Annotated in this window: 14 protein-coding genes; 7 read left to right on the forward strand and 7 right to left on the reverse strand. The window is 68.5% G+C overall.

What is annotated here, in order from left to right:
* Positions 1-91: 91 nt before the first annotated feature.
* Both pabB and OG405_RS18695 read left to right on the forward strand, forming a co-directional pair.
* Positions 92-1,588 carry an aminodeoxychorismate synthase component I gene (gene pabB / locus OG405_RS18690; RefSeq protein WP_327147761.1) on the forward strand — a complete coding sequence of 499 codons (1,497 nt, stop codon included), beginning with the start codon at positions 92-94 and terminating at the stop codon, positions 1,586-1,588.
* A 79-nt stretch (positions 1,589-1,667) separates the two neighbouring features.
* Complete coding sequence (locus OG405_RS18695) at positions 1,668-2,057, forward strand: hypothetical protein (protein WP_327147762.1); 390 nt, start codon at positions 1,668-1,670, stop codon at positions 2,055-2,057.
* Positions 2,058-2,061: 4 nt separating this feature from the next.
* Here the strand turns inward: OG405_RS18695 and OG405_RS18700 are convergent, their stop codons facing one another.
* Positions 2,062-2,547, reverse strand: a complete 486-nt coding sequence (locus OG405_RS18700) for a hypothetical protein (protein ID WP_327147763.1) — start codon at positions 2,545-2,547, stop codon at positions 2,062-2,064.
* Between the two features lie 156 nt (positions 2,548-2,703).
* On the opposite strand from OG405_RS18700, the gene OG405_RS18705 reads away from it, so the two are divergent.
* Positions 2,704-4,731, forward strand: coding sequence for a TerD family protein (locus OG405_RS18705; RefSeq protein ID WP_327147764.1), 2,028 nt, complete (start codon positions 2,704-2,706; stop codon positions 4,729-4,731).
* A 43-nt stretch (positions 4,732-4,774) separates the two neighbouring features.
* Here the strand turns inward: OG405_RS18705 and OG405_RS18710 are convergent, their stop codons facing one another.
* Positions 4,775-6,223: a DUF1254 domain-containing protein gene (locus tag OG405_RS18710; RefSeq protein WP_327147765.1), complete on the reverse strand. Its 1,449-nt coding sequence runs from the start codon at positions 6,221-6,223 to the stop codon at positions 4,775-4,777.
* A 93-nt stretch (positions 6,224-6,316) separates the two neighbouring features.
* The gene (locus OG405_RS18715; RefSeq protein ID WP_327147766.1) at positions 6,317-6,610 is read right to left on the reverse strand and encodes a hypothetical protein; all 294 of its coding nucleotides are present in this window, start codon (positions 6,608-6,610) and stop codon (positions 6,317-6,319) included.
* Positions 6,611-6,830: 220 nt separating this feature from the next.
* Between OG405_RS18715 and OG405_RS18720 the strand changes: the two genes are divergently transcribed.
* Positions 6,831-7,106, forward strand: a complete 276-nt coding sequence (locus OG405_RS18720; RefSeq protein WP_327147767.1) for a hypothetical protein — start codon at positions 6,831-6,833, stop codon at positions 7,104-7,106.
* A gap of 105 nt (positions 7,107-7,211) precedes the next feature.
* On the opposite strand, the gene OG405_RS18725 is transcribed toward OG405_RS18720, so the two are convergent.
* The 3 genes from OG405_RS18725 to abc-f form a co-directional block, all read right to left on the reverse strand.
* Complete coding sequence (locus OG405_RS18725) at positions 7,212-8,261, reverse strand: macrolide family glycosyltransferase (RefSeq protein ID WP_327147768.1); 1,050 nt, start codon at positions 8,259-8,261, stop codon at positions 7,212-7,214.
* Positions 8,258-8,866, reverse strand: a complete 609-nt coding sequence (locus tag OG405_RS18730; protein ID WP_327152399.1) for a CatB-related O-acetyltransferase — start codon at positions 8,864-8,866, stop codon at positions 8,258-8,260. The genes OG405_RS18725 and OG405_RS18730 overlap by 4 nt, the downstream gene beginning before the upstream one ends.
* A 90-nt stretch (positions 8,867-8,956) precedes the next feature.
* Positions 8,957-10,564, reverse strand: coding sequence for a ribosomal protection-like ABC-F family protein (gene abc-f, locus OG405_RS18735; RefSeq protein ID WP_327147769.1), 1,608 nt, complete (start codon positions 10,562-10,564; stop codon positions 8,957-8,959).
* 154 nt (positions 10,565-10,718) lie between these two features.
* Here abc-f and OG405_RS18740 point away from each other — a divergent pair, with 154 nt between their 5' ends.
* Positions 10,719-11,357, forward strand: coding sequence for a TetR/AcrR family transcriptional regulator (locus tag OG405_RS18740; RefSeq protein ID WP_327147770.1), 639 nt, complete (start codon positions 10,719-10,721; stop codon positions 11,355-11,357).
* A 165-nt stretch (positions 11,358-11,522) separates the two neighbouring features.
* Positions 11,523-11,762, forward strand: a complete 240-nt coding sequence (locus OG405_RS18745) for a DUF6374 family protein (protein ID WP_327147771.1) — start codon at positions 11,523-11,525, stop codon at positions 11,760-11,762.
* A gap of 48 nt (positions 11,763-11,810) precedes the next feature.
* Here the strand turns inward: OG405_RS18745 and OG405_RS18750 are convergent, their stop codons facing one another.
* Positions 11,811-13,538, reverse strand: a complete 1,728-nt coding sequence (locus OG405_RS18750) for a BCCT family transporter (protein ID WP_442790582.1) — start codon at positions 13,536-13,538, stop codon at positions 11,811-11,813.
* A 408-nt stretch (positions 13,539-13,946) separates the two neighbouring features.
* Between OG405_RS18750 and OG405_RS18755 the strand changes: the two genes are divergently transcribed.
* Positions 13,947-14,459: a MarR family winged helix-turn-helix transcriptional regulator gene (locus OG405_RS18755; RefSeq protein ID WP_327147772.1), complete on the forward strand. Its 513-nt coding sequence runs from the start codon at positions 13,947-13,949 to the stop codon at positions 14,457-14,459.
* The last annotated feature ends 96 nt before the right edge of the window (positions 14,460-14,555 follow it).

Genomic DNA, 14,555 nt, shown 5'->3' on the forward strand with positions numbered 1-14,555 from the left:
TGTGCCCCACCCACCCGGACAAACTGCAGGCAACCGACAACAGTTCGATGTCCGGGCGCGGCGTAGGGTTCGGGCCACGATGTCTTCCGCTATGACCCTCCAGCACCGCGTACTCGAGTGGGCCGTGGACACCGAAGCGGCCTTCCTGCGGCTGTACGGCACCTCGGCGACCGCGTTCTGGCTCGACAGCGAGCATGTGGAACCGGGGCTGGATCGGTTCTCCTTCCTCGGCGACGCCGCCGGGCCGCTGGCCGAGGTGGTGCGCTACCGGGTCGGCAGCGGCACGGTCACCGTACGCACCGGCGACGGACGGGTCCGCGAAGAACCGGGCACGATCCTGGACTATCTGGCCGAAGCTCTGCGAACGCGGTACGTCCCGCTACCGGAGGCCCTGCCCTTCGATTTCGCGGGCGGCTACGTCGGATACCTGGGCTACGAGGTCAAAGCGGACTGCGGCGGGTCCGCCACGCACCGGGCCCCCGCTCCCGACGCCCAGTGGCTCTTCGCCGACCGGGTGGTGGTGGTCGATCATCTGGCCGGACGCACACATCTGCTGGCGCTGGCCGGGAAATCCGTGAGCGACCCGGCTGAAGAATCCGGCGGTGACATGACCGGCGAATCCGCCGGCTCCTGGCTGCACACCACCGCGGCGATCCTGGAAACACTGCCCGCCTGGTCGAACCCGCCCCCGATCGGCGGAACACCGGACACCACCGGTCTCGAGAAACATCTGGTGCGCGGACGGACCCGCTATCTGCGCGATATCGCCGACTGCCAGAGCGCGCTACGGTCCGGCGAATCCTACGAGATCACCCTCACCGATCAGCTCACCTTTCCCGCCGTCACGAGCGGACTCGACGTCTACCGGATGCTGCGCCGGGCCAACCCCGCCCCCTATTCGGCCTACCTGCGGTTCGACGAACTCGAGATCGCCTGCTCCTCCCCCGAACGTTTCCTGAAGATCGACCGGAACCGCGTCGTCGAGACGAAACCGATCAAGGGCACCGCTCGCCGCGACCCCGATCCGATCGTCGACGAGCGGCTGCGCCGGGCACTGACCGAGGACCCGAAGACCCGGGCCGAGAACGTGATGATCGTGGACCTGCTGCGCAACGATCTGGGCCGGGTCTGCGAGATCGGCAGTGTCCGGGTGCACGAACTGCTGGCCACCGAAACGTATTCGACGCTGCACCAGCTGGTCTCGACCGTCCGTGGCACGCTGCGCGCGGATACCGGCGTGATCGACTGTCTGCGCGCCTGCTTCCCCGGAGGCTCCATGACGGGGGCGCCGAAGATCCGCACCATGCAGATCATCGACGCGCTCGAGACCCGGGCGCGTGGGGTGTACTCGGGGACGATCGGCTTCCTGGGGCTCGGCGGCACCGCCGATCTCAATATCGTCATCCGGACCGCCGTGCGCTACGCCGGGAACTGGCAGATCGGCGCGGGCGGGGCGATCGTGCTGGATTCGGTGGCCGCGGCCGAGTACGAGGAGATGCTGCTCAAGGCCGCCGCGGTGTACCGGGCGCTGGCCATGGAACCGGCCGGTGCGGCCGCACGGGTCCTGGAGGTCCCGGCGGCAGGCTGAGGATCGCGGCGGAATGAGAAGTACTGCGGCCCACGAGAAACGCGCGACCCGAAGCCGCGAACAGCGCGACAATGGAGCGATGGCACAGCTCTGGGTGAAAACACATGGTGGGGACTGGCTTCGGGCCGACCAGATCATCGAGATCGGCACCGAATCGGTGCGAGAACGCGGTCCGCACGACGATGCGGGCGCCGTCGAGGTGGTAGCCCGGCTGGCGGTGGCGACCGGCAGCGGGCAATGGGACTACGACCGGGGCAGCGGCGCCGTCGGGCCCAGTATCCGGGTGCTGGGCCGATATCCCAGCGAGGAGACCGCCGAACGGATCGCCGATCAACTGGTGCTGATCCTGCTCAGCGCGAACAAGAACGCGCAGATCATGTTCGACGACGAAGAAGTCCAGGTCCGGCCCGTGCACGATCGCACGGGCCACGACACCCCCTACAACGGCCGGGCACTCGATACGGCCTGATGAATCAGGACCTGCGCCGGGACCGTTTCTTCGGTTCCGGTTCGGGCTCCGGGGGTTCGGGCGCGCCGAGGCCGGCCATCCGGCCGAGCCGGCCGACACCGGGCAGTCGTGACAGCGCGCCGAACAGATCCTCGCCCAGCGCGATCATCGCCTCCAATCGCGGCAGCAGCCGGTCGTAGGCGGCGAACGCGGGGTCGGCGAGGGCCAGGGTGCGGTCGAGCCGGTCGATGGTGGCATTGAGTCGGTCGACGGCGGTGGACAGGTTGTCGATCACATCGGGTAGTTGCGCCGCGAGCTGCGCCGAGGCCGGTGGCAGCCGTACCGCCGCATCGAAGGCCTGCCCGGCGGTCAGCTGGGCAGCTTCGAGAGCCTGGCCGGCCGCGGACTGCGCGGCGTCCACCGCCGATTGCGCGGCCGCGAGTACATCGGCGGGCGTGGGCACCCGCCGGGCCCCCGGCCTCTTCTCCCCCGGCTGCCCCGGATCGGTCACGGCGCCATCTTCCGAGCTTGTCCATGCGGTCCGCGGAGGCCGCCGCGAAGGCGGAGGTATCGCACCATGGCACAACTCTGCCGCATCCGGCTCGAGAACAGCCACGACCTGCACACCTGCGGGCGTGTCGGCACCACATGGCATAGTTCGACGGCGATGGAACTGAGCAAGGGCGCCAATACGCCGATACCGACATCCCTTCTGGCCGTGGTGATCTCCTGGCGGTCGGACCATGTGGTGGACGCGCACGCCCTACTGCTGGGCAGCGACGGGTCGGTGCGTGGCGATCGGGATCTGGTCTTCTACAACGCGCCCCGTCATATCTCCCAGGCCGTCACCCTCGACCAGGACCCGGATCCCGGCACGGCGCGGCTGAGCGTATCGCTACCGCGTACCGAGGCCGAGGTGGATCGCATCGTGATATCGGGCTCGCTGGAGGGCGCGACCTTTCCCGATCTGCACGGGCTCACTCTCACCGTGTTCGCGGTCGACGGCCCGGTCGCCGTGTTCACCGTCGACGAACCGGAATCGGTATCGACCCTGATGTTCGGCGAGTTCTACCGCCGCGACGGCAGCTGGCGGTTCCGGGCCGTCGGACAGGGCTGGGCCTCCGGGATGGCCGGTCTGGTGACCGAGTTCGGTATCCAGGTCGACGACGGCCCGGCCGGGGGCCGTGCGGCGGCCGCGCCCACACCACGCGTCCTCGATTCCGAGGGGAGTTCGCCGCGCGGACCCGCAGGGGAGAGCACGGACCGGCCGGGACGGCCGTCGGCCGCGCCGGTGTCCGGGGACGCGAGGACGGCGATCCTGGACCGGCCGGCCGACGCCGGGAACCGCCGCAACGGGACAGCGACCGACCACCCGCCGCACGGCGAGAACCCGGTACCGGCCTCCCGCAACACCCCGGAACGGACCGCGGCACGTCGGAACGGCGCGACCCGCGCACCATCGGGAACACATCCCGGCAACGCCCACTACCGGGTCGACGAGACTCCGTCCGGCGCGGCTCCCGCCGCGCCCTGGGACCGCTTCACCGAACCACAGCCCACTCGACAGGTCCCGGGCACAGTAACCCTGCGCCGGCTCTCCACCACCGAACCCGTGCGCCTGCCCGCACCCCCGGATCCCGCCCGCGCCGACTGGTATCGCGACCCCGAGGATCCGGCGCGGCTGCGCTGGTGGGACGGCGAGCGCTGGACCACCGACCGGCGCCCGGTCGCCCGGCCGCACGCCCACGAATGCGACCGCTGCGGCGTACGACGTCGCCGCCGGGTCTTCGGCGGGCACCATCCGTGCTCGTCCTGTGCGGCCGAGACCGAGGAATTCCTCATCCACTGGCACACTCGGGCCGCCCGGTTGCTCACCTCGTCCGGGCCACGCGGCCCGGAGTGGGAGGAGTTGTGGGCCTCGCTGCGTTACCAGCGCATCGACGCGGCCGCGGCCCGCGCCGCACTGGAACCGGCGGCGCGGCAGTACGTGGAACGGCGGGTCGCGTTCGCCTTCGCCGACGGACAGATCTCGGCCGAGGAATACGACGATGTGGAGTACACGATCACCGATCTCGGGCTGGCCGGTCCGCTGATCGACGAACTGCGGTCGCGGATGGGGCGGGGCCGGGCGCTGTCCCGGCTCCGGGAAGGCGATCTACCCGCTATCGCCACCCCGGATCTGCATCTGGACGCGGAGGAACTGGTCTACCTGGATATCGCCGCCACCAATATCCGGGAGCTGGCCCGCGGGCCCAAACACACCGACGGCCGGCTGATCGTGAGCACCAAGAAGTTGCGGTTCGTGGGTGCGGGCGCGGGGATCGAGTTGCCGTGGTCCCGGATCGTCTCGGTGTCCGCCGAATACGACACCGTGGTGGTCGCGGCCACCTCGGCGCGCGGGGGCGCGATCTTCGCCGTGACCGACCCGGAGTACCTCGCGGCCGCGCTGGAAGGCGCGCTGCGCATCGCCAAACGGCTCGTTCTGGCACCGGGCCAGCGTGATTCGCGCAGTATCTCCCAGGAAGTCAAAGCGGAGGTGTGGCAACGCGACGGCGGCCGCTGCGTGGAATGCGGGGACAGCCACTATCTGGAATTCGATCATGTGATCCCGCTCAGCCGCGGCGGCGCCACCAGCGCGGCGAATCTGCAGATCCTGTGCCGCGGCTGTAATCGCACCAAAGGCGCAAATATCTGACTTCGGTCACCGGCCGGAATCACCGGCGGTGCCCCCAGCCGTTCTACGGCACCAACGGTGGCGGAAACCAATTGCCTTCCAACACCCGCGGTTCCGGGTCGTACACTCGCAGCACCAGGGAGAACTGCCCCTGCTCCGGGATCGGCAGCCAATTGGAACGCGGCACCTGTGGACCGGGATCGGCAGCCTGGACCGCGATCTCCAGGGCTCCGTCGGCCCCGAATTCCGGTGCCACAGTGTGGCCCACGCTCTGGATACCCGCCGGGTTCTGCACGAGATAGCCTTCGGCCCCGTAAGCGGTGAGCGACCAGAAGGTCTGTGTCGGTGGCGCTTGCCCCGGCGGAAACCGCAGCGTATACGCCACGGGTACGCCGTCGTCGTCGGCCTGCTCGAACAGTGCCGGATACACCACCGCCTCGGCCAGGTTCGCTCCGAGACCCCGCTCAGCGGTCGCGGCGCGCAACAGGTAATTGGTGCCGTACCGGCCGGTACGCATATCGAGCACCCAGCCGTCGCGCAGCACGCTGCCGGGGTCGACATAGGCGGCCATCTGCTTTTCCGCCGCATCGATGCCCGCGTCGAGTTCACCGGTGCTGACCCCCTCGGGCGAGCCGCCGGGACGAATCCCGATGGTGCCGAACCGGCGCATGGCGGGTTCGTCATCGGGTGTCGGCGGGTTGTCCACCATCAGCGCACAGAGTTGCTCGAAGAATGCCCGAGCCGACATCTGCGCGACCGGATCCTGCCCCACCGCTTCCGACCAGTCCCCCGGATCCGGAATCGATTCGGATTCGGTGGCCGCACGCGTGTTCCACGCGCTCAGCGGAGCGAGCCGCAGCTGGGCCTGGATATCGCGGACCGCCCGCACATCCGCCGACCCCCTCACCTCGATCCGTCCGTACAGCCAGGCGTCGGACGTGGGGACCGGTAGTTCCACCACACCCGGCGGCAGGGTCCCGCTCCACCCGGGGCCGGTCACCGCGTAGGTGTACGGCGGTATCGCATCGGGCGGGGCCTCCGGCTGCCGGTTACGCGGTGTATGCGCCGTATTGGACCATGCGTCGATCACCTGCATCACCCAGCGCCGGTCCTGGATCTCGGGCACCGCGAAGAGCACCGGTTCCTTGCGCAGATCCAGCCACGCTACCGAGTACAGATTATCCAGGTCGACCTGGACGACGGCGCGCTGCCCGGCGTCGGGTATTCCCGAGCTGTGCTGGAGGCGATTGACCGGCGCCGAGGCCCGGACGCGTGTACGGATGTTATCGATGAGAACCATCGGGTAGCCGAAGACATACGCGTCGGTGGCCACCTCACGCCGCGAAGCGGGAGTGCCCGACGGCTCGATCCGGCTCTCGGGTTCGCCGCCCCCGCAGGCGGTCAGGCCGGTGACCGCGATCAGACCGAGCAGCGAACGCCGGGTGATCCGCGACCGGTCGGCCATCGGTGGGCCCGTGCTGTCCGAAGCTACCGCGGCGGGCACTTCGCGCATTCGCATTCTCCCTGCTCATCGCTGTCGGAAAGACTGCCAGCAGGATACGCGGAGATAGCTGAAACGTAGCGGATGCGCGCGGCGCGGCCGTACTCAGATGGACAGGACCGTATTCATGATGGTGCCCGCGCTGGTGGCGACGACACCGCCGATCATCGCTCCGGCCACCATCTTCGGGGATTCCATTCCACCGCCCGACCACTTCTCCCAGGCGAATTTGGCGCCCGCGACAATAATGCTGACCGTGCCCGACAGGATGGCCAGCCAGGTAGCGTACCGGAGGAATTGATCGATCTTGTCCGCCAATGGTGGCCGCTCCGGGGCGGGGTCGGTGACCTGTGCGTATACCGATACTGTGTCGAAAAACGACGCCGCGATGCTGCTCACCGTCTGCTCCCTCGCCGATACTGTGCGGGACCCACGGCCCCGCCTCCATCATCCAGACCGGTACCGGTGCGGCGCAAGTTTTTGCCGCGCAGCCGCTTTCAGGCTATAACCGCTGGTGACCCGAACACCTATCCGGACCTGGGATTACTGCGACCGACCCGGCGAGCGGTTACGATGCGTTAGCGTTCCCGCCCACCCCGAAACAAGAGTGAGCTGCGAGATGATACTGGCCGCTGTAACCGATACGCTTGCGCAAATCGGTAACCCCACACCCGAAGCACCCCCCATCTCGGACAAATTCCTGCAACTGGTCAGGTATCTCACCTGGTTCGTGTTGCTCGCCGGAATCGTCGCGATCATCTACGCCGGCGGCAAGTTCGCCTGGGAGAAATGGTCCGGCGGCGGTCTGGAATCCCCGAAGATGGTGGCCGGAGCCATGATCGGCGGTGTCATCGCCACCAGCGCGGGCACCATCATGAACGCCGTTATCGGCTGACGCGGGGTGGCGCGCTCAGCTCCAGCGGGCTGTAGCGGGTTCGACCGGCGAGAGCACGCTCGCATCGATGACCGCACGCAGCCCCTGACGGGCGGCGGGCGGAGTTCAGCGCAGCATGGCCTCGATCAGATCGACGGCGCGCATCGTGCCGCCCTCTGTGCGCGCATCGGCACGCAATCGCGCCGACCGACCGGCCACCGCGGCGTCGTCGACGAGGTCGGTCAGGACCGCCCGCAGATCCTCGGGCGTGGCGGCGTCGGTATCGATACGGCGGGCCACACCCAGTTCCACGAGCCGGTCGGCGTTGCGGAACTGTTCGGCGGCCTGCGGCACCGCGATCATCGGGACACCGGCCAGCAGCCCCTCGGCGCACCCACCCATGCCGGCGTGGGTGAGGAAGGCATCCGCCTGTTCCAGGATCGCCCGCTGCGGGACCCAGGAATGCACTTCGACATCGGCGGGGATATCGCCGAGTTCTTCCACAGCGGTGTGCTTTCCGATCTGCAGGACGATATGCCAGCCGGGCAGGTCACCGTAGGCGCGCAGACACTTCCGGTAGAACTCCGGCCGGTGGGTGTATGCCGAGCCCAGGGAGATCAGCAGAACCTTGTCCGCGGTGTCCGGGCGCGTCCAGCTGCCCTCGACCCCGCCCGGGCCGAAGCACGGCCCGACGAAAGTCACTTTTTCGGTGTCGACCCGGTCGGCATGCGGTTGGATCGCCCGGGGTATCAGAGCCAACGCCCGATCCGGCAGGCCCGAAAAAGCGTCCACATCGGTTGTCACCGCACCGCACTCCGCGAGCCACCGGGCGAATTCCGCCCGGTGGGCCGCGGCACCCGGGAGCTGCCGCAGGGGTGCCGCGACCTCCTGCTCGTAGCCGTCCCAGCCCACGAATGTCGGGGACAACTGCAGTACGGGACGACCCTGTTTCTCGGCGAGAGCGCGCGCGGCGTACGCGCCGATGTCGTACATGTACAGGTCGGCCGGATCGGCCCCATAGGTGGCGGACAACTGCGGAAGAGCGGCAACGGCGTCGTCGAGGAAGAGGTTCATGGCGGCGATGGGGTCGTCGGGCCAGTTGTTGTCGGCGACCGGCAGGGCGGAGGCGCAGGGGACGAATTCGGCGCCGGTGGCGGTGATCAGAGCTCCACTCATTTCAGGTCTTCGGCGGCGGCTTCGAGGTCGGCGACAGAGCCGGACATGATCGCCCGCACATGTTCGGTGATGTGGTCGACGGGCCAGTCCCACCAGGCCACGGCCAGCAGCCGGGTGATATCGAACTCGTCGTAGCGGGTTCGGATGAGCCGGGCCGGATTACCGCCGACGATCCCGTAGTCCGGGACATCGTGAGTGACCACGGCGCCGGCGCCGATGATCGCGCCGTCACCGATCCGCACTCCGGGAAGGACCGTCGCGCCGTTACCGAACCAGACATCGTTGCCGACGACGGTGTCACCGCGGTCGGGCAGATCGACGAGCAGGTCGATATGGCGCGCCCACGCACCACCCATGGTGGGGAACGGGAACGTCGAGGGGCCGTCCATCCGGTGGTTGGCGCCGTTCATGATGAACCGCACGCCGGTGCCCAGCGCGCAGAACTTCCCGATGATCAGTTTCTCCGGACCGTAGTGGTAGAGCACATTGCGGCTTTCGAACGCGGTGGGGTCGTCCGGGTCGTCGTAGTAGGAGAACACCCCCACCTCTATCAGCGGTGAGGTGAGCAGCGGTTTCAACAGCACCACGCGCGGCTGCCCGGGCATGGGGTGGAGTACAGCCGGGTCGGTGGGCAGCGGTTCGGATCCTTCGGGCACAGCGGAACTCCTTCGGTAAGTGGGGTGAATCCGGACCGGTCAGACGGTGACCGGCGCCCGCAGGGCGAGGTGGGCGCCGTCCCAGCGCGCCCGCAGCCGGCGGTCGTGGCTGACGATCACGACAGCACCCGGATAGCCGGCCAGCGCGGTTTCCAACTCCTCGACCAGGCCCGGTGACAGGTGATTGGTGGGCTCGTCGAGCAGCAACACATCGACGGGGTCCACGACCAGCCGCGCCAGAGCCAGCCGCTGCCGCTGCCCGGTCGACAGATTCTCGACGCGTGCCGAGAGCCGGGACCGGTCGAACAAACCCAGCGCGAGCAGTCGTTCGGTGTGTTGCTCGGCTTCCCCCGCCCGGCCGCGGGCGAAGGCTGCCAGCAGGGTTTCCCCGGGCCGGGCGGACGGCGGTTCCTGCGCGAGATACCCGACCCGGCCGCGGCGGATGACGGTGCCCTCGTCCGGTGCGAGCACGCCGGCGAGCACCTGGAGCATGGTGGACTTCCCGGCGCCGTTCGGTCCGGTCACCAGCAGGCGATCCCCCTCAGCCACGGTGACGCTCGTGCGCTCGAGCCGCGCCTCGACCGTGATATCGATGGCCTCGAGCACGGTGCCGTGCGGGCCCCCGGTCCGCAGGGCCGGCACGAAACGCAGCGGCTCCGGCGGCGGAGGCACCGGATCGGCGAGCCGGCGGCGTAGCCGCTCCTCGGCATTGCGGACCCGGCCGGCCAGCGACTGCTGCACCCGGCCGCCCGCGCGGTCGTAGGCCATCTTGTTGTTGTCCTTCATCGCCCGGCCCGGAGCGACGCGGCGGGCAGTGGTGGCGGCGGCCTCGCGGAGCCGGTCGATATCGGCCTGCCATTGCGTATGGGCTTCGACCCAGCGCCGCCGCGCTGCGGCCTTCTCGGCACGGAAACCCGCGTAGCCGTTGCCGTATCGGACGACGCTGCGCCGATCCGCGTCGACCTCGAGCAGCGAGGTCGCGACTCGTTCGAGGAACACGCGGTCGTGGGAAACCGTCACCGTGGTCCCGCGCCGGGTGCGCAGATGGTCTTCCAGCCAGGTCAGGGCGTCGTCGTCGAGATGGTTGGTGGGCTCGTCGAGCAGCAGGACCTCGGACCCGGCGGCCAGCACCGCGGCCAGCCGCAGCCGGACCTGTTCGCCGCCGGACAGTTCGCCCGCCGCGCGGTCGCGGTCGACCAGGCCCAGCCCCAGGCCGTGCAGGGCACGTTCGACCCGAGCATCGGCTTCGTAGCCGCCCCGGAGTTCGAAAACCGTGGTCAGGTCGCCGTATTCGGCCATTCCGGACTCGTCTCCGGCCGCCATTCCGGCCTCGAGCCGGCGTATCCGGTTCTCGAGGACGCGCAGCTCGCGCAGGGCCCGGTCGATAACCTGCTGGACGGTGGTACCGGGCGGCAGCTGTTCGTCCTGGGCAAGGTACCCGATACCACCGTCGGCGTGGACGACGACCTCACCGCTGTCGGGTCGCTCGCGGCCGGCGAACAGGCGCAGCAGGGTGGACTTACCCGACCCGTTCTCGCCGATGATCCCGGTGCGCTCACCCGCGGTGAGCGAGCAGGTCACCTCATCGAGAACTCGGCTGCCGAGGAAGGATTTGGTGACCGCGAGCGCGGTGATCTGGGTTGGCATGGACACACTCCGAAGCATTCGTGTACGACGCGGCCACCGGGGACCACAGGACAGGATGAACGCTTCGAATGAGCATCGGCTACCTCACTAGTGCGACGGATGTTGCATTAGCATGGTGCCACAGACCGTCCCACCGAGCAATCGGATCACCGATATGACTTCCTCACCCTCCACGCGCGATACCCCCGCCCCGGCGGCACGGCCGGGTGGCCGGACCGCGCGAATCCGCACCCAGGTACTCGAAGCGGTACACGCGGAGCTGACCGAGCACGGCTACGACGCCCTCACCGTGGACACGGTTGCCGCCCGCGCCGGCGTGCACCGCACCACGGTCTATCGCCGTTGGCGCGATGTCGGCGGCCTGCTCGGCGATGTCTTCGCCGCGGCGGCCGATATCGACTGGCACCCCCGCGACACCGGTTCCCTGCACGGCGACCTGGCGGCCCTCAACCAGGAGATCCAGGACTCCCTGACCGAGGAGCCGTCCATCGCGGCCGCGCTCATCGCGGTCTCGTTCCGCTCGGAGGAAGCCGCCCGGGCCCTGCGGGAACTATGGGAGAACCGGTACGCACAGTCCGAGGTCGTCGTCGAACGAGCCGTGCGCCGTGGCGAACTCGCACCCGATGTCGATGCGCGGGCCGTGCTCATCGCCGCCACCGCGCCGGTCTACCACCAATTGGCCCTACTGCGGAGCCCACCGGATCCACGCCTGCCCGACCGATCGGCCGCCGCGGCCGCGCTGGCCGCGCGGTCCGGCGCGTTCGCCGCACCACAGCCGACGAGCGCCGGCTGACCGAGGGAGCCGGTCGACCGCCCCGCCGGGACGAAAGGGCGCTATCCAGACGGCCGCTGCCGGGTGATCGACCGAGCCGGCCGTCGGCGCCGCGCCGTCCGTGCGACAGCGGGGAGGGCACCGGATATATCGAAAATATGTTCGAATTCCGGTACGGTTACCCGCATGCCCGAACTCGCCCCCATCCCGTTCGCCCGGCTCAACCTCGAACAGGTACGGGAACGACTCCTCGCCGCGGCAGCCTTCGGCGAGGACCTCTCCCCCGATCAGCTCGAGGCGCTGGCCGATAAGCTCAGCACCGGCCTGAGCATCTACATCGAGGCGACGCAGAACCGCGCACCAAACACCCCCCGCCCGGCCGTACTCGGCCGGGCGTGCCTGGACTTCCGCGGACACCTGCGCTGAAACCCGGCTCGCGCCCAGAGCGAGCCCGGGAACACCGCCGCTACCGCGTCATCGGTTGCCGTCGACCGGTTCACCGTCCACGATCTCGATGGGCGAGGTGACGAGTTCGAACTCGCCGTCATGCTTGACCGCACCCTGCAGCACCGCGCCCTCCACCAGTTCGACGCCCAGATTCGCCCGCACGATGATCGGATCGCTGCGCACATCTCGGTAGAGCGAGACGCACATCATCACCATCACGATCATGAACGGCAGCGATACCACCGTCGTCAGCGCCTGCAAACCGGTCAGCGCCCCGCCGAGATCGTCGGAATCGGCGATCACCAGCATGATCGCGGCTACCGCACCGGTGGCGGTACCCCAGAAGATCACGGTGAGCCGAGACGGTTCGATACGGCCCCGCTCCGACAGGGTGCCCATCACGATCGAGGCCGCGTCCGCACCGGAGACGAAGAAGATACCCACCAGGATCATCACCAGCACCGTGGTGACCGCGGTGAGCGGATACTCCTCGAGCAGGTGGAACAGCGCGAAATCGGGGTTCACGCTGCCGTCGGCCTCGGTGAGGTCCTGGGTATCGGTCTGCTGCCGGATCGCGGCACCACCGAAGATCACGAACCACACCAGGCTCACCAGGCTGGGCACCAGCAGCACACCGGCCACGAACTGCCGGATGGTGCGGCCCCGGCTGATCCGCGCGATGAACATACCGACGAAGGGGGTCCACGAGATCCACCACGCCCAATAGAAGATGGTCCAGCTCGACAGCCACGCCTCCATGTCCGAACCGCCGGCTATTCCGGTGCGCGAGGCCATGGTCGGCAGTTCGGCGATGTAGTCACCGACCGCGGTGGGCAGGAAGTTCAGCATGAACAGGGTGGGTCCGGCGATGAAGACGAAAAGCGCCAGGCTCACCGCGAGCACCATATTGATATTCGACAACCATTGGATACCGCGCGCGACACCGGAAACCGCGGAGACGATGAACGCGACGGTGAGGACGGCGATGACCACCACCAGCCCGACCTTGCCCACGGCGTCGATCCAGCCGTTGAACTCGAGTCCGGCGCCGATCTGCAACGCACCGAGCCCGAGCGAGGCAGCCGAACCGAACAGGGTCGCGAAGATCGCCATGATATCGATGGCTTTGCCGCCCCAGCTGTCCGCGTACCGGCCGAGCAGCGGGCGGAACACCGAGGAGAACAGCTGCGAACGTCCGCGCCGGAAGGTGCCGTAGGCGATGGCGAGACCGGCGACGGCGTAGATGGCCCACGGATGCAATGTCCAATGGAACAGCGTGGTGGCCATCGCGACCTCGGCGGCCTTCGGGCTCCCGGCTTCGGCGGTCCCCGGCGGCGGGGAGGTGAAATGGGTCAGCGGCTCGGCGACACCCCAGAACATGAGGCCGATTCCCATTCCGGCGCTGAACATCATGGCGATCCAGGAAACCGTCCGGAACTCCGGCTGTTCGTCGTCGGCGCCGAGCGGGATCTTGCCGTAGCGGCTCAGCGCCAGCCAGATCACATAGACGACGAAGGACGTCGCCACCAGAACGAACATCCAGCCGGTATTGGTGATGACCCAGCTCTGGGCGTTCGAGGCGACGGTGGCCAGACTGTCCTGATCGATGATCCCCCAGAGTACGAAGGCCACCGACCCGATCGAGGTGATTCCGAAGACCAACCAGTCGAGGTGGCGCCCCGCCGGTCCGCGTCTGCGCGAGCCCGGCACGCCGCCGTCGTGCATAGCGGGTTTCCCGCCGGTGTCGATCGCCATGGACGAGTCCTTTCAGATCGAACTTGCGTCCGGCGGCGGACCACGAGCGCTACGCGGACCGGCCGGGACTCGGCTTCTCCGCACACCGCGACCGCATCGCCGAACAGGGTGTACCGGGAAAAACCGTACCCGCCCCACCGGCGGCACCTGCGCCGAACACGTAACGGACCGGTGGCGGGCCGGATCCGGGAGTCGTGTACGTCGATCCGGCGAGCCCGGGATCCAGGAACTTCGGACACTTATCCATAAAAGCGTCCAGCCAGACAGCCGACCCGGATGCCCGGCGCATACGAGTTGCACCGTACATACGATGTGTAGGATGCAACACACTCCCAGCCGCGTGATATAACGACCGGCGGGACGCCCTCCGAGCCGCCGCGGCATCCGAGACCGAGCAGGACACCCGCCATGGAAAAACCTACGCATCTGATCGAATTCGAGACCATGATCCTGGGCCGGCACAGCCTCAACGCCCATCTGCGCCGCCCGGACCACCTCGAGCGCAGCGCCTATCTGGTCCTGCGCCGGTTGCGGATCGAAGGTCCGATGTCCATCGGCGAACTCAGCGAGGCCTTCGGCCTGGACACCTCGACCGTGCATCGGCAGACCGCGGCCATGCTCAAGGCCGGACTGCTCGAACGTATCCCCGACCCCGAGGGTGGGGTGGCGCGCAAATTCCGGATCACCGAGGAGGGCGAGCGCCGGGTCCTGGCCGACCGTGACTACAACATCAACGCCCTCGACCGGCTGCTGGGCGACTGGAGCGCAGAAGATGTGCGGACCTTCGCCACCTATCTCGAACGGTTCAACACCGATCTCGAGGCCCGGGAGGCGCGTCCCTGGCCTCGGCCCTCACCTACCGAGTCGCGGTCCCGTACCGAGTCGCGGTCGGGGCTCCGCAGACCCTCCGGTCATCGCTAGCGGCGCATATCGACCGACACCCGCGTAGGCGACCTTATCCTGGGCCGGCACCCCGATACCCGGCCCCACCGGGACCCGCGCCGGCGTCAGGGTGAC

It is taken from the genome of Nocardia sp. NBC_01329 (genome assembly GCF_035956715.1).
In the GTDB taxonomy this organism is placed as follows: Bacteria; Actinomycetota; Actinomycetes; order Mycobacteriales; family Mycobacteriaceae; genus Nocardia.